Origin of the sequence: Adhaeribacter terreus (assembly GCF_042657365.1) — a bacterium.
GTDB classification, from domain to species: Bacteria; Bacteroidota; Bacteroidia; order Cytophagales; family Hymenobacteraceae; genus Adhaeribacter_A; species Adhaeribacter_A terreus.
In genome coordinates this window covers 48,532-69,311 of record NZ_JBHSKT010000013.1, presented here as the reverse complement: position 1 = coordinate 69,311, position 20,780 = coordinate 48,532, and the positions used below count along the sequence as shown (strand labels likewise).

Sequence of the window (20,780 nt, the reverse complement as noted above, 5' to 3'; positions counted from 1 at the left end):
CTAAGCAAGCTGAATAAATATGCCTGCCATTATGGCATTGGCTTTATGCAAATTATGATAAACAGATCTCCTAATTTCCTCCACCAATTGTTGCTCCAGGATATTTCTGATGACGATAGCGGGGAATTTATTTCTATAGTTACCGATCCGGAAACCGACGACATCAAAAAGATCAAACATCCGGGTACACTGCCAATTTTGCCTATCCGGAATACCGTTTTGTTTCCAGGCGTTGTTTTGCCCATTACGGTAAGCCGCAAAAAGTCGATCCGGTTGGTGAAAAAAGCCTATCGGGGCGATAAAATTATTGGCGTAGTGGCCCAGAAAAATATTCTCAGCGACGATCCAGCCGTTGAAGATATGTTCAAGGTGGGAACCATGGCCAAGATCCTGAAAATGCTGGTTCTGCCCGATGGCAATACCACCATCATTATTCAGGGACAGAGCCGTTTCCGGACCGAGAAAGTGCTGCAGGAAATTCCGTTCATGACCGCGCAGGTTTCGCACATCAAAGAATCTTTCCCGAACAAGAACAGCCGCGAAGTAAAAGCGTTGGTGCAAAGTCTGAAAGATGCCGCCGCCAAAATGCTGAAACTAAACCCTGAAATTCCGCAGGAAGCGCAAATTGCTTTAGATAACATCGACAGCCCGGCTTTCTTAACGCATTTCCTTTCTTCCAATATTAACGTGGAAGTGGCTCAGAAACAAAAGCTTCTTGAGATTAACGATGGAGTAGAACGCGGCACAACCTTGCTGGAGCTGATGATGAAGGAAATCCAGTTGCTCGAGATCAAGCAGGAAATTCAGACCAAAGTTCACACCGACATTGACCAGCAGCAACGCGATTATTTCCTGCGCCAGCAAATTAAAGTATTACAGGATGAACTCGGTTTCGATGGTCCGGATCAGGAAATTGAAAAACTGCGCGCCGCTGCGGCCAAGAAAAAATGGCCGGAAACCGTTGCCAAACATTTCAACAAAGAACTCGATAAACTGGGCCGCATTAATCCGCAGGCTGCCGAATACCCGATCGCGCTAAACTATTGCGAATTCTTAATTGAACTGCCCTGGGCGGAATACACGAAAGATAATTTCAACCTGAAGCGCGCCAAAAAAATTCTGGATACCGACCATTACGGCCTGGAAAAAGTAAAAGAGCGCATCATCGAATATCTGGCGGTTCTGAAACTGAAAAATGACCTGAAAGCGCCGATCCTTTGCTTGTTTGGTCCTCCGGGCGTAGGTAAAACCTCGCTGGGCCGTTCTATTGCCAAAGCATTGGGCCGCAAATACATCCGTATGAGTTTGGGCGGCGTGCGCGACGAAGCAGAGATTCGCGGCCACCGGAAAACGTACGTAGGAGCCATGCCGGGCAAGATCATTAACCAGATCAAGAAATCAGGTTCATCTAACCCGGTTATCATTCTGGATGAAATTGATAAAGTAAGCTCCGATTTCCGCGGCGATCCGTCTTCGGCTTTGCTGGAAGTGTTGGATCCGGAGCAGAACAGCACCTTTGTAGATAATTACCTGGAGGTGGAATACGACCTTTCCAAAGTGCTTTTCATTGCCACCGCCAACGCTTTAGAGACTATTCAGCCCGCCCTGCGCGACCGGATGGAGATCATTGATATTACGGGTTATACGCTGGAAGAAAAAACCGAAATTGCCAAACGCCACCTGGTGCCAAAGCAAAAATCGGAGCATGGCCTGGAAGAAAAAGACGTTAAAATTACGAACGCTGCCTTGCAGAAAGTGATCGACGATTATACCCGCGAATCGGGCGTAAGAAGCCTGGAACGTAAAATTGGTGCCTTGGTGCGGAACATAGCCAAAGCCAAAGCCATGGAAGACGATTACGACCATACTTTGGATGCCAAAGATGTAGTAAAAATTCTCGGTCCGGAAACTTTCGATAAGGAAATGTACCAGGAAAACGATACCGCAGGCGTGGTTACCGGTTTGGCCTGGACTTCTGTTGGAGGCGATATTTTGTTCATCGAATCGATCCTGAGCAAAGGTAAAGGTAAACTCACGCTTTCCGGTCAGTTGGGCGATGTGATGAAGGAATCGGCGGTAACGGCTCTTTCTTACTTAAAAGCCCACGCTTCCGATATGCTGGATATCGATTACCGCTTGTTCGATCAATACGACCTGCATATTCACTTCCCGGAAGGTGCCGTTCCCAAAGATGGTCCGAGCGCAGGTATTGCTATTTTCACGTCCATTGCTTCCATGTTCACGCAACGCAAAGTGCGACCTAAAATGGCGATGACCGGTGAAATTACGCTGCGAGGCAAAGTGCTTCCGGTGGGCGGCATTAAAGAAAAAATTCTGGCAGCTAAACGTGCGGGCATTACCGATATAATTTTGTGCAGCAAAAACCGGAAAGATATTTCCGAAATTCCGGTGGTTTATCTGAAAGATGTGAAAATTCACTACGTAGATACGGTGGAAGAAGTAATTGAATTTGCGTTGTTGGAAGAAAAGGTGAAAAAACCACTTAACCTGGAACTGAGCAAAGATCCGGTGGCGCCTTCTTCTGAAGTAGCAGTAATACAATAAAAGCGGGTTTTGAGCGTGTAGCAATTGGCAGGTAGCCTTTACTAAAGAGTTTATGCGGAAGATCTTTTACGCTTTCTTTACTTTTTTTGCCTTTAACCATACCGTTTTTGCACAGATTGGCGGGCAGCAGAGCTTTGGGTTTCTGAACTTGCCGGGCGGTGCAAAAACGGCTGGTATTGGGGGCGTAAACGTTTCTTCGCAAAGCCACGACGTAACCATGCTTTACGCCAACCCCGCGCTGCTGAACAAAGAAACGAATTACCAGCTTTTCTTTGGCCACACAGATTATTTAAGCGATATCCGGCAGAACAGTTTAACGTTCAGTTTTCCGAATAAACAAGGTAACCATTGGGCCGGCGGCATTCAGTATTTAAACTACGGCGATTTTACGCAGCGCGATGCCGGAGGCCAGGAAATGGGTGAATTTTCGGTGGTAGATTATACCCTGAACGTTACGCATGCCCGCACCATCGATCATTTTACGTTGGGTGCTACTGCTAAAATGGCGGTTTCCCGCATTGCCGAATATAAATCGGTGGCCGGTTTGGTAGATCTGGGCGGCGTTTTCAAGCACCCGGAAAAAGATTTTACAGTAGGTTTGGCGCTGAAAAATATCGGTTACCAGTTAAAAACCTACAACGGCGAACGTGAACCCATGCCTTTCGATGCCCAGTTGGGCCTGAGCTATAAACTGGAACACATGCCGCTGAAATTCTCGCTCACGGCGCACCACCTGCACAAATTTGATATTGTTTATTTAGACACTGCGGCTACCGGCAAACTCGATGAAAATAACGAGCCAATTAAGCCCAGAAAAACCTTCGGCGATAAGTTGGCGCGGCATTTTGTAGTTGGTGGCGAATTCATGTTGAGCAAGAACTTTAATGTCCGTTTCGGGTATAATCACCTGCGCCGCCGCGAGCTGCGCACCGAAACCAAAGCGGGCGGAGCAGGTATGTCCATCGGCGCCATGATCCGGATCCGGAAATTTGAACTGGATTATACCCGGGCCTATTACCACGTAGCGGGCGCCAGCAATTTCTTCACCGTAAGTACCACCCTGGAAGGTTTGTTTAAGAAATCTAATTAGAAGGTTAATTGCTTAATGGCTAAATTGTTACACCGGTTAGGTGTGTCACGCATCTGAGTTTTTGGGTATAAAACGCTACCGTTTTTGCAATAAAAACCTGGGCATATTAACTGTTTTACCATGAAGCAATTTAACAATCAACCATTTAACAATTTAGCCATTAAGCAATTTAACAATTAATTAATGATCGATTCAACGCAATATTTAACGCCGGCGCAAATCGTAGCCGAACTCGATAAATACATTATTGGCCAGCACGATGCCAAACGCAACGTGGCCATTGCTCTGCGTAACCGCTGGCGCCGCATGCACGCCTCGCCGGAAATGCAGAAAGAAATTGTTCCGAATAATATTCTGATGATCGGCGCGACCGGGGTTGGCAAAACTGAAATTGCGCGCCGTTTAGCCAGTATTGCCGATGCGCCTTTTGTAAAAGTAGAAGCTTCTAAATTTACCGAAGTGGGTTACGTGGGCCGCGATGTGGAAAGCATGGTGCGCGACCTCGTGGAGCAGGCCGTAAATATGGTGCGCATCAAGAAAAAGGAAGAAGTGAAAGTGCAGGCCGCGCAGGCCGTGGAAGATATTATTCTGGATGCTTTAATTCCGCCGGTTAACCAGCCTTCCGCCCGGGTTGCGCCAAGCGTTGGTTTCCTGGAAAATGAAAACAAAGAACCCGAAACCGATCAGGAACTGAACGAACGCACCCGCGAAAAATTCCGGCTCATGATCCGCAACGGTGAACTGGACGAACGCAAGATCGAGATCAAAGTATCACAAACGGCAAATCCGGGAATAGGCGTAATGGCGCCAGGCATGGACGATGTTTCGATGATGAACATCCAGGAAATGATTGGCGGCATGCTGCCAAAGAAACAGAAAAAGCGCAAAGTAACCATTGCCGAAGCCCGCAAAATCCTGTTGGACGAAGAAGCTGCCAAACTCATCGATATGGATGAAGTGAAGGACGAAGCCATTAAAAAGGCGCAGGATTCCGGCGTAATTTTCATTGATGAAATAGATAAAGTAGCCAGTGCCAGTGGCAAAGGCGGCAGTGGTCCGGATGTAAGCCGCGAAGGCGTGCAACGGGATCTTTTGCCGATCGTGGAAGGCAGTTCAGTAAATACCAAATACGGCGTAATCAATACCGATCACATTTTATTTATAGCCGCCGGCGCATTCCACGTAGCTAAACCGTCAGATCTTATTCCAGAACTTCAGGGCCGTTTCCCGATTCGCGTAGAATTGCAAAGCCTCACCAAGGAAGATTTCTATCAGATCCTGAAATACCCGAAAAATGCCTTAACCAAGCAATACGAAGCCCTTTTAGATTCCGAAAATGTAACACTGAGTTTCAACGACGAAAGCCTGGAAAAACTGGCCGAAATTGCTTTTGAAGTAAATTCTGAAGTAGAAAATATTGGCGCTCGCCGTTTACACACCGTAATGAGCCGCCTGTTAAACGACATTCTTTTCGATGTTCCGGATAAAATTGGGGCCAACGCGCACATAGCCGTAACCAAAGATATGGTAGAAGAACGCCTTTCAGATATGGTAAAGAACCGCGACCTGAGCCAGTATATTCTCTAGAAAACGCTATGCTTTCAGCCCGAAAAACCTTAACCGCGTAAAGTGGTTAAGGTTTTTTATTTACAAAGAAATTACAAAGTGTCATTCTGAGCTTGTCGAGGAAACTTATGGAAATTACAATCGAGTTTTGAGCGAAGAGCGATAAATTCTTCACATTCAAATTGATTGGAATTTATTGCAAGTTCGGTATGCGATAGTTCCTGCGACATGCTCAAGTGACCAAAAATTTATTATTTGAAAGAATTGGCTTACCAGGTAGGGACAGGGCTTGACCTGCCCGCACGTTATTGCGACAACATTTCAAAGTCCGCTGCAGAAAAACGCTAGGCAAAAGCACCGAAAAAGTCGTATATCATTCTCTAATTCACTGATTCATCAATTCTCTCATTCAATCAAAAAAATGAAATACTACATCATAACTGGCACGGGAAAAGGCATTGGTAAAGCACTGGCCGAAGCATTATTGCAGGAAAATAACGCGACCGTAATAGGCATTTCACGTCATCAAACTATTTCTTTACCACGTTACTTTCATTTAAATATCGATCTGAGCCAAACGCAAGAACTGATCAACAAACTGCCCGAAATTTTCCCTGAATTTAAGGATGCTGAAGAAATGGTACTGGTAAATAATGCCGGAGTTTTAGGCGAGATCGGTTACGTAGGAGAGAAGCAGCCCCAAGATTTTGATTACATATTTTCGGTGAATGTAACTGCACCAGCTATTTTAATGAACGGATTTTTGCAGCAATACGCCGCTTTAAATGTGCCGAAGATCATCCTGAACATCAGTTCAGGCGCCGGAAAATATCCGCTCGATGGCTGGGCAGGTTATTGTGCTTCCAAAGCAGCTTTAGACTTGTTTTCGCAAACGGTGCAGGAAGAACAAACGCTACGGAAAACCAGTGTAAAAGTCTTTTCCATCGCCCCTGGAATTGTAGATACCGAAATGCAGCAACAGATCCGCTCCGCAAAACAAACGCAATTCAGCATGCTCGATAAATTTCAGAACTACAAAAGCAGCGGGAGTCTGGCCACACCGGAAACGGTAGGGAAAAAGCTTAAAAAACTGCTGCAGAATGTACCTGAAGATCTTAAAGTAGTTAGCCGGATAGATGAACTATAAAAAATGCCCCGCAATTCTGCGGGGCATTTTTTGTAATTAGTTGGTGAGGTCTACCCAGAAATCAGTGCCAGGGAAATTTATGCTAACTCTAACTATTTAATAATGAAAGATTGTGCTGATTTAAGAGTTAAACGATTTACGCCACGCCATTCAAAACTAGATAGAATGGTAATAGTCAACCAGTTTTACGGCATCTTCAGGGCGCTTTAATTTTAATTTATGTGTTTTAGCATATTTTTCTACGGCATCTGCTTTCCTTCCAAATACTTCGAAATTATTGCCTTTTATTAAAGTAACTTTATTGTTTTCAGCTAAATAAACCTTTTCCTTTTTAGTGATTTTATCTGTTTTAGAGCCACTATTGGTAATTAAATTATAATTAGCCCTGATAATTTCCACATCGGTTTTTTTTAACACCTGCATTTTAGGGCCACTGTTCACTACTTCGTAAAAACCAAAGCTGTAAACATTTTCAACAGGAAATGCATCGGTATTAACAAATTGCATGCTGTCTGATTGGCCAGGCTTTTCAAGGTTAAACTGCTTAACCCGATTACCCGGTAGCACTTTAATACCATCTTTGGTTTCGATCTCTATAAGATCTTTTTCCATATCATAATTCAATTTATAACCTTTAATGGTCTGCTTATTTTTTAAATAAATGGTGCCATTGTTCCAGGCTTCAAAAAGGTAAACTGTTTTTAAAGACTTCTCTTTAGGACTTATCCATTCCCGCACAATAAAAAACTGTTCATCTAAAACAGGATTGCGTAAGTTAGGCGTAGCATTTTGAGCTTGTGATCCAAAAGCAATAAAAAGTGAAAAGCAGATAAAAAGATAAATTGATTTCATGGGTAAGAAAAGTGAGTTAATCTGATGTTAAATATCAAAATAAAATAGCATAAAAAAAAGGGTGGCCGAATAATCAGCCACCCTTTTTTTTATTTAAACACTATTAGTGCTCGTCTTCCAGGAATCCGGTTCTCTTATAACCAGAAGCACGATAGATTACCCCAGGATCGTCTTCAAATTCAACTTTGAAAATAATGCTGTCGGTTACGGCGCCAGATGGAGGCGTAGATCCATCTTCAATTATCTGGCCCTCTGTTATCTTAACATTGATATCATAAGGGGTTGCCGGCACGGCAGGCTTCGTAGGCGTTTCAGACTTTGCAGCTTCTACTGCAATGCTTTTATCATTGGCATTAAAAGTCTTTGAACCAAGATCTACATTAGTTCTCACCATGTAAGTCCAGAAAGTTCCCCGGAAATTAGCATCTGCGAAGTTAATTGCCCGTGGGTCGCTTAAAATATCGCCTAACCACATTTCAGTAGCAGTATTAGCTGAAGTGCTGGAGGTTAAGAGCTTGGTATAGCCGGAAATATCTTCCCATGCACCTGTAGAATCCTGTACTTCGTATTTTACGAACCACTCTCCAGACATTGAAGATACTTCCGTACGCTCTACTTCCGGATCATCCATTTCGCAACTGGTTAGTAAACCAGCCGAGAATAAGGATGCAACCATAAAAACTTTTCTAACTATTTTATTCATGATTTTTCAGAATTTAAATAAGACTATTGTTTTACGAAAGTCCGCGGCGCGTTACCATATCCTGGGTTAATTACTGTCCAGGTATAAGATGCCGGCGTTGCTCCAGCTGCAGGTGAATAAGTTGCGTCAACTACTTCAAATACACCTGTGCCATTGTTCTGCTCCGGACCTACTAACGTGTTACCGGTAGTGTGGTAGAAATGGAGAGATGTAGCCGGACCGCCAACTGCAACACCACCTACGTTATCTGTGGTATAATGACCCACTCCAACTTTGGTTACTTTAGAAACCCCGAATACACCGGCATTACGCTTGTAGTTGCCAGATAGATCAGCTGCTGCTGCATCTGGAGCAATCACGCCAACATAACGGGTAGTAGATGCAGAATAGCCATCTTTATTTGTAGCAGTGTAGTTCATAATATAAACTCCAGGAGTGCTGGTGTCTACTACATCTCCAGTTTTAGTTACTGGAATTTCAGCACCACCTTCTGTAGCTGTAACGCCTGGATCGTTGAAAGTACCACCCACCTCAACTGACAGAAACTGATCACCTGGCATATTGAAAACCGGGTAGTTGGTAATTCTGGAAATTCCTTCCGTTTCTAAGTCGCGTTCGCAGCTAAATAAGAACGGCAGCGCGAATAACAGGAAAAAATATTTTAAACTATTTTTTTTCATGATATCTAAATCTTTAAATCAGTTAATTAATTAACATCCCACCAAACCTGATCGGTAATGGTTTTGCTTGCTGCTCCGGCGGAGTTAGGGTTACGGGTACGCTCGGTTTCCGGAGTTAATAAACGTTTAGCAAATTTACCGTTACCGGTTACACCTTCTACCGGGTAAACAAACTCACCTGGAATATAACCAGCAGCAGTAGATCTGCCAACTGCACTGGTAGCTGGTATATTGGTACGGTTACGCTCTATGTAACCCTCAATACCTTGTTTTGTACCACCTAAAGCAACCCATTTCTGAGTAATAATAGCTTTTAGTTTATCGGCTGTAGAACCAGTTGCAGGGAAGGCGTATGGACCAGCTAATAAAGCATTAACATCTGCTTGGGCAACATCTTCAACCTCAGGGAAATCAGAAGCTAACTGAGCAAAAGATGCTCTCACGCCTTCTTCATAAAGCTGTTGTGCATCGCCGGTACCCCAGCCACGAACAATTGCTTCAGCCTGTAAAAAGTAGCTTTCTGCTTCTGAAATAAGATATACTGGTGCAGTTGGTGAAATTCTGGCACGGGAAACAGAAAGCGGCGCTACCAATGTGCTTGGTGTGTTAAATGCTCCTTGTTCCAATGCTTTCTGACCAGCGTTTCCTGCAATATAGAATGCTTCAAGGCGAGGGTCTTCATTGGCATCTAAAAAAGTGAACATGGTAGTGCTAGCCTTTAAGTTCTGGTTAGTATTTAAGGCAGCACTCTGATCCTGTTCGAAAAGCGGGTTACGCTTGCCGGTTTGGTCAACAAACAGATCTACTTTAGCATCTGTACTTAAAAAATCTCCACCGGCAGAATATAAGCTGCGTACACCAGCTTCTGCTACACTCGGACGAGCCTCGGTCTGGCGTAAGTAGATCTTTAAAAGCAATGTGTTGGCAAACTGTCTCCAGTTATTCATCTGACCACCGAAAACGATATCGTTGTCACCAATTAAAGAGGTGGCGGTAGTTGGACGGTTTTGGGCAGAAGTCAAACGTGCAGTAATTCCATCATAAACTTCCTGGCCAGTGTTGTATTTCGGGGTCAGGTTGCTAAGGCCCTGCAGCGCTTCTTCAAACGGAATCTCATCGTAAAGGTCAGTTAATACCTGGAAGGTATAAGTTTCCATTACGGTTGCCATCAGGTATAAATTATTATTTGCCTTGGAATCAGCTTCTTCCTTCACATATTTGTAATCGTTCAGCGCGCCGGCATATAACTCACCCCAGCTGTTCTGGAAATCAGTTGGGCGCAGGTTGTAAGCATCGTAAGTCTTGTATTGGTTAGAACCGTTGTTCTGGGTCCAAACCTGCGACCAGATTCCACCTAAGATTGCAAAGTTACCACCTACAACGCTGGCAGTAGAAGCTACACCAGCCGGAAATACTAATTCAGCAGGGGCAGTAAGCGGATTGTTTGGATCTGTGTTTACATCCAGGAAATCGTTGCCGCATGAGCTCGCATAGAACATCATGGCAACGGCTAAACCTATATTAAATATTTTTCTTTTCATTTTTCTATTCTATTTAAATCAATTAGAACGTTACACGCAAGGTAGCACCCATGCTTCTTACACTTGGTCCGCCAGCAAACTCACCAAATTCACCTGTTAAGTCATTACCAAAGGTAGTAGTCTCAGGGTCGATGATGTTGTTTTCTTTTGGAGTTTTAAGGAACAGGTTACGGCCTACTAAGCTGATGTTAACACCAGCAAAAGGTGTTTTAGAAACCATATCAGCAGGTAATGTATAACCTAAAGCAACTTCTCTTAGTTTCAGGTAAGTTCTGCTGAATAAATGTTCTCTTTCAATTGGCGCGTTAGATTGCGGGTTCCAGTAATCTACAATGCTTCCAACATCTACCGGGTTCACGTTCTCAGAGAAAGTACCATCTGCATTCTGAACTACTGAATTAGGAATTACGAAAGGCAGACGGTCGTTGTATAATGTATTTGTAGTATTACCCACAAACTGCGTTAAGCGCTGCGTGTAAGAATACATTAAACCACCTTTACGATAATCGAACAGGAAGGAGAAGTTGATGTTTTTGTAGCTGAATTCATTGCTCAGGCCCATCATGAAGTCAGGCTGAGAATTGCCATAAATTTCTTTCTCTGTAGTTGGAACAGGGTAGCCTGCAGCACTTACAATTAATTTACCATCTGGTGAGTAAGTGTAACCAGGGCCTTTGAATACGCCAAGAGGCTCACCTACAGTAGCTACGAAGTTAATGCCGTAGATAGATGTAATGGTAATTTCATCTAATCCTTCAGTTAACTCTTCAACTTTGTTGCGGTTGTTTGAGAAAGTGTAACGAATATCCCAGTTGAAATCATCTGTACGGATAGGAGTTACTGTTAAACCAAGCTCAATACCTTTGTTAGAGATCTCGCCTAAATTAGATACCAGGGTTGAATAGCCTGAAGAAAGCGCAATTGGAACTGGCAGGATCTGACCTTTGGTAGAACGGTTGTAGAAAGAGATATCAGATTTGATACGGCTATCCAGGAACTCAAAGTTACCACCAAATTCAAACTCACGGGTAATTTCTGGAGCAAGGCTCAGGTTACCGATCTGGTTAGAACGCTCGTAAGCACTAACACCGCTAAGTGGGAAATTCAGGTTACCAAAACCTAAACCAACTGTACCTGGAACAAATACTGAATTTACCTGGTAAGGAGCAGCATCGTTACCGGTTTTACCCCATGCAGCACGTAATTTACCAAAGTTCATTACGCCTTTCAGGTTAGAAAACACATCGGTAAATACAAAGCTACCATTCACGCCAGGGTAGAAGAAGCTGTTATCCTCAGTTGGTAATGTAGATGACCAGTCGTTACGAGCTACTACTGTTAAGAATAAGTAATCGCGGAAGTTTAAATCAGCCTGACCGTAAATACCATACAATCTTCTTAAGCTGGTTGCTGTTGAAGCTTCAACCGGAACAGAAGAGTTTGCCAGGTTGTAGAAGTTAGGGATCGTTAAGTTGTTTGTGAAAGCAGTACCGTTACGGGCGTAACGCTCATTCACGTTATAACCCACCAAAGTAGTTAAACGCAGATCTTCGTTGATGTTGTTGTTTGCTGTTAAAATTAAGTTAGCATCCAAATCACGAGAGAAACGGTTTCTTTCAGTAACACGACCCGGGATGTCTGTGTTAGAAGAGTTAGGGCTGCCTGGTGTATAAGTACCTTTGGCAATCCAGTCCTGAATAACCGAATGCGCTACGTCACCACCACCACGTAAGGTAGCAGTTAACCAATCGGTAAAGTTATAGCTGAAGTCAACACCACCAAAAATACGGTTTTCGTCGAAATCGTTACCGTTCTGGGTTAAAGACCAGTAAGGGTTCTGCGCATAAGGGGTATAGAAATTATCCAGTGTGTTAAAAGGATTGTTTAAGTCCTTATAATCAACAATACTGTGGTCAACCGGAATCTGGATCATTTCCTGGAATAAGGTCTGGCCTTCGCCACCCTGACCGGTAGTTACTGCTTTCGCATCTTTTCTAACGTAGTTCAGGTTAGAAGAAATAGATAATTTATTTCCTCTGGTAGAACCACGTAATGCTAAAGTGTTACGTTTGTAAGAGTCTGCATCTGTTGGTACTACGCCGTTTTCGCTAACATTACCATAAGAAGCATAGAAGCTTGTCTTTTCTGAACCGCCAGATAAGGCAATGGTATTGATGAAAGATTTACCGGTTTCGTAGAAGTCTTTCAAATTGTCTTTCTGCGCTGAGAAAGGCTTAATTTGTTGTGAGTTGTTTACAATATTACCCCACAAACGATCTTTACCGTCCAGCATTGGTCCCCAGCTACCGTTTTCTTCAGAAGCGAAGTGACCGTTCCAGCCTTGACCGAAAACCTGTTGGGTTTGTGGCAAGCGCAACGGACGGGAGAAAGTAGCAGAAGTAGTATAATCTACACCGATCTTTTCAGAAGCTTTACCTTTTTTAGTTGTGATGATAATTACACCGCTGGCTGCACGTGAACCGTAAAGCGCAGTTGCCGAAGCACCTTTCAGGATCGAGATCGATTCGATATCGTCCGGGTTGATGTCGTTGGCACGGTTACCAAAGTCCTGCGTACGGTTTACCGTGTTGGTACCTTCGTTCAGGTTGGTAGCAGAGTTGTTCATCGGAATACCATCGATTACATAAAGCGGGTTGTTGTTACCTGTAATAGAGGAGTAACCACGAAGAATAACTTTAGTTGATGCACCAGGTGAACCGGAAGCAGCCGATACGTTCATACCGGCAACTTTACCCTGCAGGGCGTTCATCGGGCTCGAAGTACGTCCTTTTGTGATCTCTTCCGACTTTACTGAAGTGGTTGCATAACCTAAACCTCTTTCCTGGCGCTCAACACCCATTGCCGTTACTACAACTTCGCCTAATTGCTTGGCATCAGTATCCATAGTAACGCTGATGTTCGATTCCGTGCCAATGGTACGTTCCAGGGTTTTGTAACCAATAAAACGGAATTCGAGCGTGTTTGAACCTGCTGGCACACTTAACGTGTAGCCACCATTTACGTCCGTAGCAGTCCCGACACCAGTAAGGCCTTTAACAGAAACGGAAACGCCCGGTAAACCAGTGTTTGTCGCCTTGTCAATGACCGTACCCGAGATTGTTCTGTCCTGCGCCATTGCCTGATGCAGCAAGGTAAACACCAGGACCAAACTCATTAAGAGTAGTTTTTTCATTGTGTTTGTTTTAGGGTGAATAAATAAATTTAAAAAATTGAACAGTTTGTCAAGTCAATGTTAATTAAAAGTTTGAAATAAACAAAACGCTGCAAGCATAATTTTATCGCGCCTGTAATGCATTTTGAATAGATAAGATGAGTAGAGAATGGAAGGTTGGGGCCCGGCATTTTTACAGTTTCGGATAACGTATTCATATAGAATAAATTATATGTAGCTTGGGAATAATTCTGTACTTACAGAAACTTAAAAACCGGGTAATAATACGGGATAAAAAACTATAAAATTTTTGAAGATTTTTTGATTTTAGTGAGGTGAAAGGTACTTTCCTGTAAGCCATAAACGACGAAAAGCCCGGTGTATTGCCGGACTTTTCGCACTACGGAAAACGTAGATTTTAGTTTTGCATCAGGAAGCCTCTTATATACTCATCCAGGTCGCCATCCAGTACTTTCTGTACATCGGTACGTTCAATGCCGGTGCGCAGATCTTTAATGAGTTTATAAGGATGAAGCACATAATTCCGGATCTGCGAGCCAAAATCGATGCGTTTCTTAGTACTTTCAATTTTGTCGCGTTCTTCATTCCGTTTATCTACTTCAATCTGGTATAAACGGGAGCGGAGCATATTAATTGCGTGCTCCTTATTCATTAACTGAGAACGCTCGATCTGGCATTCGATCACAATGCCCGAAGGTTTGTGTTTTAAGCGAACAGCCGTTTCTACTTTGTTTACGTTCTGGCCACCTGCACCTCCGGCCCGGTAAGTGTCCCATTCAATATCGGCCGGGTTAATTTCTATGTTAATGGTATCATCTACCAGCGGGTAAGCAAAAACTGAAGCAAACGAAGTATGTCTGCGGCCACCGGAATCGAAAGGCGAAATACGGACCAGGCGGTGTACTCCAATTTCCGATTTCAGATATCCGTAAGCAAAGTCGCCCTTAATTTCCAGAGTAGCAGATTTAATTCCAGCTCCATCGCCGGGCTGGTAGTTTAGCTGGCGCACCTGGAAATTATGACTCTCGGCCCACATGATGTACATCCGCATCAGCATTTCGGCCCAATCCTGGCTTTCGGTGCCGCCGGCGCCCGGGTTTATTTCCACAATCGCGCTGAGCTGATCCTCTTCATTGCTGAGCATGCGTTTGAATTCAAGTTGCTCAACGGAAGTTTCGGTGGCTTTAAATTCAGCTTCAACTTCTTCAGCGCTGCCTTCGCCTTCTTTAAAGAATTCGTAAAGCGTTTCGAAATCTGCTAATTGGGTTTCTACGGCTTCGTAATCGTCAGTCCAAATCTTTACCGATTTTATTTCGCGCAGAATGGTTTCAGCTTTTTTAGAATCGTCCCAGAAGCCGGGTGCGGTAGTTTGTTTTTCGGTTTCTACTACCTGCGCTTTTTTGGCATCGTAGTCAAAGGTACCTCCTCAGGGCCTCTACGCGGCCTCTTAGATCTTTTACTTGTTCGTTGGTCATAATTTTATTTTAGCCGAAAGCAGGAACGGAAGTTTATTACTGCAATTAGTTTTGTTTAAATGCGAAATTAAAACGGTACGGTTTCAGGCTGAAAAAGTGTTTTGTACAGCGGATCTTTTAGCCTTACAAATTAAAAAACGGTAGCGTTTCCCGTCCTAAAAGCCAGATCTTTTACCCGGAAAACGCTACCGTTTTAAGCTTAAAAAGTCTTTCAGATCTTCATCATCCAGTTGTGCGTATCGGGCGCTTCGCCGGTTTTAATCTTGTCTAATTCTACCGAAACTTTATTGGAGAATTTGCGGGTTTCTACGGCCGGCAGCTCGTAATCTTTTCCTTCGTAGCCAATAGCAATGATCGGGGCGATTACCGCAGCGGTGCCGCAACCAAAAGCTTCTTCCAAAGTTCCGTTGGCGTGGGCTTCAATTATTTCATCGGCCGAAATTTTACGTTCTTCCACGGTCATTCCGAAGTCGCGGGCCAGTTGCAAAACGCTGTCGCGGGTAATGCCGGCTAGAATAGAAGTGCTTAATGCCGGTGTGATCAGTTTACCATCTATAACGAACATCAGGTTCATGGTGCCGCTTTCTTCCAGGAATTTATGTTCTTTGCCATCGGTCCAGATCAACTGGTGGTAGCCTTGCTGTTGCGCTAATTTAGAAGGCAACATGGAAGCTCCGTAATTTCCGGCTGCTTTTGCAAAACCGGCGCCACCTTCTACCGAACGGGTATATTCGGTTTCAATTTTCACGCGCAGCGGATTGGCGTAATAACCACCCACCGGGCAGCAGAAGATCATGAATTTATAGGTAGCCGAAGGACGTACGCCCACAAAAGCATCGGTCGCAAACATGAACGGACGAATGTATAAAGCGCAACCTTTGGTTGGCGGTACCCACTCAGCATCAAGTTTCAGTAATTCGGTAAGGCCTTGCATAAAAATCTCTTCCGGAATGGTTGGCATGCACATGCGTTCAGCCGAAAGGTTCAGGCGGCGGGCGTTATCCATTGGGCGGAACATCAACACTTCACCATCCGCATTTTTATAAGCTTTCATGCCTTCAAAAATAGCCTGGCCATAGTGCAGTGCAGAAGTTGCCGGGCTAAGCGAAAGATCGCCATAAGGCAAGATCTGGGGCGTTTGCCATTCACCATCCACAAAATCTACCATAAGCATGTGGTCGGCGAAGATTTTACCGAACTCAATATTATTGTAATCTAACTCCGAAATGCGCGATTGCGGGGTTTTGTTTATATTAATAAAGCAGGTCTCGATCATATAAATTAATTATTGAATTACTGAATTATAGAATGGTTGCTTTTCGGAAAAGATTTCCGGAATAGAAAGTGAAAACAACCGGTTCTTTAAGATCATAATTGAAATTAGCCAAAATTGTTTAAAACGGCAAATTCAGCACTGAAAACGCTATGGTTTTGGGCTTAAAAAGTCAGAGAAAGTAATTGAAATTCATAGCTTTGAAAAACTCATTAATTCTCTCATTCACTCAATCAATCATTCCCTCATTTCAAAACTACATCCGCGGTTTCCAGGGCACTTCTTCGGCGTTCAGTTCGTGGGCCATTTGGCGGCTTAATACAAACAGATAATCCGATAAGCGGTTCAGGTATTGAATAACCAGTTCGGCTACAAAGCTTTCTTCCTGCAAACCAATTACCAGACGTTCGGCCCGACGGCAAACGCAGCGCGCTAAATGACAAAACGAAACCGACTGATGGCCTCCCGGCAAAACGAAAACCCGCAAAGGCGGCAATTCGTCGTTCATCTTGTCAATTTCGTTTTCAAGCAAGGTAATATCTTCTGCGTGCAGGTCAGGAATTTTCATCTTCGATCTTTCCGGGTCGGAAGCCAGCGAAGAACCGATGGTAAAAAGCCGGTCCTGAATTTCTTTTAAAAGATCTTTGCGGTTGACGTTTACTTCCTGATCACGCACCAGTCCAATGTAAGAATTCAGTTCATCTACGGTACCGTAAGTTTCTATGCGCAGATGCGATTTTTTAACGCGGGTGCCGCCAATTAAAGATGTTTCGCCTTTATCGCCGGTTTTGGTATATACTTTCATTAGTGTTTCGGGGCAGTTTGTTGTAAATGCGTAGCTACTTCCAGGTTTTCAAGGTCACTTTCTATTAAACCATCGCGCAGACGTACAATACGGTGCGCGTATTTGGCTATGTCTTCTTCGTGGGTAACCATAATAATGGTATTGCCTTTTTCGTAAAGCTTCTCGAAAAGGTCCATAATTTCGTAGGAAGTTTTGGAATCGAGGTTACCAGTCGGTTCATCGGCCAGAATAATGCTGGGGTCGTTTATCAGCGCTCGCGCAATGGCAACCCGCTGTCTTTGCCCGCCGGAAAGTTCGTTGGGTTTGTGCTTGGCGCGATCGGCTAAACCTACGCTGGCAAGCGCCGCCATGGCTTTTTCATCGCGCACCGATTTTTTATAACCAGCATAAACCAACGGCAAAGCCACGTTATCCAAAGCAGAGGAACGGGGCAATAAGTTAAACGTCTGGAACACGAACCCGATCTCTTTATTCCGGACTTCGGCCAGTTCATTATCGGTCATATTGCTTACGTCTTTTCCGTTCAGAATATACTGGCCGGAAGTTGGCGTATCGAGGCAACCTACAATGTTCATTAAAGTAGATTTTCCCGAACCGGAAGGCCCCATAAAAGCTACGTATTCGCCTTTCTGAATATTGATGGAAATGGAACGGAGCGCGTGAATCGTTTCGCTACCCATCCGGTAAACCCGGGAAATTTCGTTCGTTTGAATAATGGTTTGTGCCATGGTTTCGCGTTTATTCCCAACCAGCGGATATTTCCTGAATTTTGGCCAGTTCTGCCTGGTAAAGCTGGTTAAAGGTAGCGTATTCTTCCGGGCTAAGCAACGGCGTTAACTGTTCCATGCCGGAGGCTGCGTAACTTTCGAAGCCGCTTTTTAAGCTTTGCAGCACATAAGCCTTATAAAGTGCCACCGAAAACGGATTGTACGTGATGCCGGTCATTAGAATATTGTAAGCCTGCATATCGTCTTTCTGCTGGTCGCGGTAAAATCTGGCCGCCGCCAACAGCGCATCTTCGTGGTAAGGCAGCACTTTTTCAACCTTATCGTATAGCGTTTTGGCTTCTTTCAGTTTGTTCGAATTTTCGGCTAACAGCGCTTTGTAATAAATTTTTTCACCCTGGAATTGTGGTTCGAAATAAAGTTTATTCAGGTTCTGCTGCAGCGCATTTACGTTTTTCAGTTTCGCCCAAACCAAAGCCTGCAAACGATTTCTATCCGATTGTTCCACGTTTTTCGCCGCAATGTCGGTTGGGTGCGCTTGCAGGAATTGCTGCGTGGCAACTGCATTATTTTGCTTCAGATAACGCGAAAGCAACACATTTTCAGCCGCAGTTTTCACGGTTTCGTTTTCAATGGAAGCAAGTAAACCCGTAAATTCAATTTGTTCCGAAAGCGGCTGCATCTGCATGAATTTTACCTTATCAGCTTCGTATTTAAAAGTAAAAGCTTTCGGCAGATCAGCTTCCAGAATTGCCAGCAAATGCGCCGCTTCTTTTACCGTTTCCGGGTTTTCGGCGGTTTGTAAATTGCGGGCAGCTTCCATGGCTTCAGATTTTTTTCCGGCAAATGCCAGAGCCCAGGCTTCATGAATTGGTGCTTCCGGGAAATTATTGCTTTTAGCTTTGGCAAAATAATCGGCGGCCGCTAAATAATTTTCCTGTTCCAGCATCCATTGCCCCAGAATATCCTGGTAATAACCTGTTCCGGCGGAAGTGGTGCGGCTCAGATTTTCCAGCGTTTCTTTGGCGCGTAGTGGTTGCGCATGATATTGTTCCAAAGCGCCTTTTAATAACGTGAAATCTTCGGCGTGCGGGGCGTTTTCTTTCGTCTGGATATAGCGTTTTAAATGCGTAATAGCGCTCGAATCGGTGTGTAGGCGGTTTAAAACGGTATGGTAAAGCAGCGTAAAAGTCGGAGTATCAAAAATGAAATCAGCAGCCGGATATTCTGGTTTTGGAGTTTCCTGGCCCAGCAAATGCTGCAATAAAACGGCGTTGCTTTTCAGCGGAACGTAGCCGGTTCCGGCGTTTTCTTTGGCTACTAGTTGCGCTTGTTCCGGTAAACCGTTTTTGATGTAGAAAGCCAGTTTATTGCTCGTAATTACTTCCTTTTCCTTGCTGAAATTTTCGGCCAGATCGTAGTAAAAATGCGTGGAATCGAGCAGAGCAGTTTTATTGAAATGCAGCGCCATATTGTTGTTTAACCGCGCACTTTCCGGGAATTTCTGGAGCGCTTCTTTCAGCACAAATTGCTGCTCAAAAAAGTATTGCTTGTCTTCAAAAAGCGCCGATAAACGGGCGTAAACTTTCTCGCTGGGCCGTTTGGTAAGCGCCTCTTTCAGGTACACAATTTCGGTATTCCGGAAATTCTTTTTGCGGCTGATGCCAGCCAGGCTGTAATTGGCTTTTACGTTGTGATGCTCCAGAATATCGCTTTCGCGATAAAAACGTTCAGCCAGCAATTCTTCACCCGAAACATTGTACAAGTCGCCGAGATAGTTGTAAAAACCGGCGCGCACCTGGCTGTAAGTAAACCACTGCGTTTTCGCAAAAAGGAACAGCATCGCAATACTGCCCATGGTAATTACGGTGAAAAACGGTAGCCTTTTCGGGTCGTAAACTACTTTGTAAACCTGCAGTTTCTGTCCCAGTAACCTTCCGAAATTCACCATTACATACAGGAAAAACATGAAGCCGTAACCCAGATGCGCGTAGATGATCAAAGACTTATAAGCAGCAATTAAAGGGTCGTTGGCGGTAGCAAACACGTAACCGATATTTAGGAACGTGATGCTGGCAAAGATCAGGAATAAAAATGCAGCGCCCGGCCAGAAAGTAACCATGCTGCCATAGATTTCTTCGCGTTTGCGCAAGCCCCAGAAACCTGCCAGCGCCGATAGAAACAATACCAGAAACGCGTTTACCTGCAGAATATCGATGTCGTAAACGCCTGCTTCGTTCAGAAAAAAGATGGTGAGGCTGGCCAGGTAAATAAGCGTGATGAACATGAACTGCCACATGCCGTGCCGCCGTTGCGGATTCTGCGCCTGCGTATTTACCCAAACCAGAAAGTGAATAATTTCATACGCCACCCAAACAATAAACAAAATAGAAGCAATGAGCAAAGCAGGTGCCGCATGGCTGATGATGTGCAGCGAAGTTATTTCAGGAGAATAAATGCTGGCGCTGAAAATAAAAATGCCCAGTAAACTCACCAGCAAAGCAAAAATACCCAGCCTTTTAGCAAAAGAAACGGTAGGGTAGAAGGCCTGAAAAGTATAAGCCGGCCCGGCCAGAAACAACATAACCGGCAGCAGAATAAATGTACGGCCGCCCGGAATCAATTCCAGCCCTTCGAGCGTGGCCGTTACCAGGAAAAACATGAGCAGCAGCATGGCTGTCAGAAACGGCCAACGTTTTAAGGTAGAAGCAACCGTAAGAAAATACACCAGCAACACGCCCAGAAAAGCCAGAAAAATATGCGCGGCGAAAACATTAATGTAAGGCAGGCTTGCATCGTAGCGTTCGGTTAGTAAATAGCCGTTGGCTTTGATCGTAAAATTTTGCTGCGCCTGCGTAAACTGGTTAATTAGGGCATCTACCGGCTCCAGTTGCGAAACAGTTTCCCAGCGGATCATGGCATTATCGGCAGTGAAATATGCGAAAATGCCCAACCCGGCAGCTGCAAGGCTTATGAAAAGCAGCACAAAGTACGGATACTTCAGGCCCGGCGATTGAATTTGTAGAAAATTGGTTGTTCGTTGTTGGGTATGGGAGGGTGGTGTTTTACTTTTCAGGGGTAAAAGCATAGCGTTTTTGGCAAAGAATCAAGTAAAATTTCATTCAGAAAGCCGGCCTTTTAATAACCAGCTTTCTGAACCTCGAA

Annotated in this window: 14 protein-coding genes; 4 read left to right on the top strand and 10 right to left on the bottom strand. The window is 44.3% G+C overall.

Features of this window, described 5'->3' with window-relative positions; all coding sequences use genetic code 11:
• Positions 1-54 precede the first annotated feature (54 nt).
• From lon to ACFPIB_RS16595, 4 genes are all read left to right on the top strand, one after another.
• Positions 55-2,565, top strand: a complete 2,511-nt coding sequence (lon, locus tag ACFPIB_RS16610; RefSeq protein ID WP_378018597.1) for an endopeptidase La — start codon at positions 55-57, stop codon at positions 2,563-2,565.
• A 52-nt stretch (positions 2,566-2,617) separates the two neighbouring features.
• Positions 2,618-3,655, top strand: a complete 1,038-nt coding sequence (gene porQ, locus ACFPIB_RS16605) for a type IX secretion system protein PorQ (protein ID WP_378018596.1) — start codon at positions 2,618-2,620, stop codon at positions 3,653-3,655.
• 183 nt (positions 3,656-3,838) lie between these two features.
• A complete protein-coding gene (gene hslU, locus ACFPIB_RS16600) occupies positions 3,839-5,242 on the top strand; it encodes an ATP-dependent protease ATPase subunit HslU (RefSeq protein ID WP_378018595.1) in 1,404 nt (467 codons plus the stop codon).
• Between the two features lie 400 nt (positions 5,243-5,642).
• The gene (locus ACFPIB_RS16595; protein ID WP_378018594.1) at positions 5,643-6,368 is read left to right on the top strand and encodes an SDR family NAD(P)-dependent oxidoreductase; all 726 of its coding nucleotides are present in this window, start codon (positions 5,643-5,645) and stop codon (positions 6,366-6,368) included.
• Positions 6,369-6,524: 156 nt separating this feature from the next.
• On the opposite strand, the gene ACFPIB_RS16590 is transcribed toward ACFPIB_RS16595, so the two are convergent.
• The 10 genes from ACFPIB_RS16590 to ACFPIB_RS16545 form a co-directional block, all read right to left on the bottom strand.
• Complete coding sequence (locus tag ACFPIB_RS16590; RefSeq protein WP_378018593.1) at positions 6,525-7,220, bottom strand: hypothetical protein; 696 nt, start codon at positions 7,218-7,220, stop codon at positions 6,525-6,527.
• 103 nt (positions 7,221-7,323) lie between these two features.
• Positions 7,324-7,923 (bottom strand): lipid-binding protein, encoded by a 600-nt coding sequence (locus tag ACFPIB_RS16585; RefSeq protein ID WP_378018592.1) that lies wholly within the window; start codon positions 7,921-7,923, stop codon positions 7,324-7,326.
• A gap of 23 nt (positions 7,924-7,946) precedes the next feature.
• Complete coding sequence (locus tag ACFPIB_RS16580; protein ID WP_378018591.1) at positions 7,947-8,603, bottom strand: immunoglobulin-like domain-containing protein; 657 nt, start codon at positions 8,601-8,603, stop codon at positions 7,947-7,949.
• 26 nt (positions 8,604-8,629) lie between these two features.
• Complete coding sequence (locus ACFPIB_RS16575) at positions 8,630-10,144, bottom strand: SusD/RagB family nutrient-binding outer membrane lipoprotein (RefSeq protein ID WP_378018590.1); 1,515 nt, start codon at positions 10,142-10,144, stop codon at positions 8,630-8,632.
• A gap of 22 nt (positions 10,145-10,166) precedes the next feature.
• Entirely contained in the window at positions 10,167-13,337 is a 3,171-nt protein-coding gene (locus ACFPIB_RS16570) for a SusC/RagA family TonB-linked outer membrane protein (RefSeq protein ID WP_378018589.1), read from the bottom strand.
• Between the two features lie 397 nt (positions 13,338-13,734).
• A protein-coding gene (gene prfB / locus ACFPIB_RS16565) for a peptide chain release factor 2 (RefSeq protein ID WP_378018588.1) occupies positions 13,735-14,812 on the bottom strand; the annotation gives its coding sequence in 2 pieces (ribosomal slippage) (positions 13,735-14,760 and positions 14,762-14,812; 1,077 coding nt in all).
• A gap of 211 nt (positions 14,813-15,023) precedes the next feature.
• On the bottom strand, positions 15,024-16,088 hold the full coding sequence (locus ACFPIB_RS16560) for a branched-chain amino acid aminotransferase (protein ID WP_378018587.1): 1,065 nt from the start codon (positions 16,086-16,088) through the stop codon (positions 15,024-15,026).
• Between the two features lie 253 nt (positions 16,089-16,341).
• Positions 16,342-16,890, bottom strand: a complete 549-nt coding sequence (locus ACFPIB_RS16555; protein ID WP_378018586.1) for a cob(I)yrinic acid a,c-diamide adenosyltransferase — start codon at positions 16,888-16,890, stop codon at positions 16,342-16,344.
• The gene (locus ACFPIB_RS16550; RefSeq protein ID WP_378018585.1) at positions 16,890-17,618 is read right to left on the bottom strand and encodes an ABC transporter ATP-binding protein; all 729 of its coding nucleotides are present in this window, start codon (positions 17,616-17,618) and stop codon (positions 16,890-16,892) included. The genes ACFPIB_RS16555 and ACFPIB_RS16550 overlap by 1 nt, the downstream gene beginning before the upstream one ends.
• Before the next feature lie 10 nt (positions 17,619-17,628).
• A complete protein-coding gene (locus ACFPIB_RS16545; RefSeq protein ID WP_378018584.1) occupies positions 17,629-20,703 on the bottom strand; it encodes a hypothetical protein in 3,075 nt (1,024 codons plus the stop codon).
• Positions 20,704-20,780: the final 77 nt, after the last annotated feature.

Bases quoted from the DNA above. Each gene is read 5' to 3' on its own strand.
- lon (WP_378018597.1), top strand. From the start codon at position 55: ATGATAAACAGATCTCCTAATTTCCTCCACCAATTGTTGCTCCAGGAT.
- porQ (WP_378018596.1), top strand. From the start codon at position 2,618: ATGCGGAAGATCTTTTACGCTTTCTTTACTTTTTTTGCCTTTAACCAT.
- hslU (WP_378018595.1), top strand. From the start codon at position 3,839: ATGATCGATTCAACGCAATATTTAACGCCGGCGCAAATCGTAGCCGAA.
- ACFPIB_RS16595 (WP_378018594.1), top strand. From the start codon at position 5,643: ATGAAATACTACATCATAACTGGCACGGGAAAAGGCATTGGTAAAGCA.
- ACFPIB_RS16590 (WP_378018593.1), bottom strand. From the start codon at position 7,220: ATGAAATCAATTTATCTTTTTATCTGCTTTTCACTTTTTATTGCTTTT.
- ACFPIB_RS16585 (WP_378018592.1), bottom strand. From the start codon at position 7,923: ATGAATAAAATAGTTAGAAAAGTTTTTATGGTTGCATCCTTATTCTCG.
- ACFPIB_RS16580 (WP_378018591.1), bottom strand. From the start codon at position 8,603: ATGAAAAAAAATAGTTTAAAATATTTTTTCCTGTTATTCGCGCTGCCG.
- ACFPIB_RS16575 (WP_378018590.1), bottom strand. From the start codon at position 10,144: ATGAAAAGAAAAATATTTAATATAGGTTTAGCCGTTGCCATGATGTTC.
- ACFPIB_RS16570 (WP_378018589.1), bottom strand. From the start codon at position 13,337: ATGAAAAAACTACTCTTAATGAGTTTGGTCCTGGTGTTTACCTTGCTG.
- ACFPIB_RS16560 (WP_378018587.1), bottom strand. From the start codon at position 16,088: ATGATCGAGACCTGCTTTATTAATATAAACAAAACCCCGCAATCGCGC.
- ACFPIB_RS16555 (WP_378018586.1), bottom strand. From the start codon at position 16,890: ATGAAAGTATATACCAAAACCGGCGATAAAGGCGAAACATCTTTAATT.
- ACFPIB_RS16550 (WP_378018585.1), bottom strand. From the start codon at position 17,618: ATGGCACAAACCATTATTCAAACGAACGAAATTTCCCGGGTTTACCGG.
- ACFPIB_RS16545 (WP_378018584.1), bottom strand. From the start codon at position 20,703: ATGCTTTTACCCCTGAAAAGTAAAACACCACCCTCCCATACCCAACAA.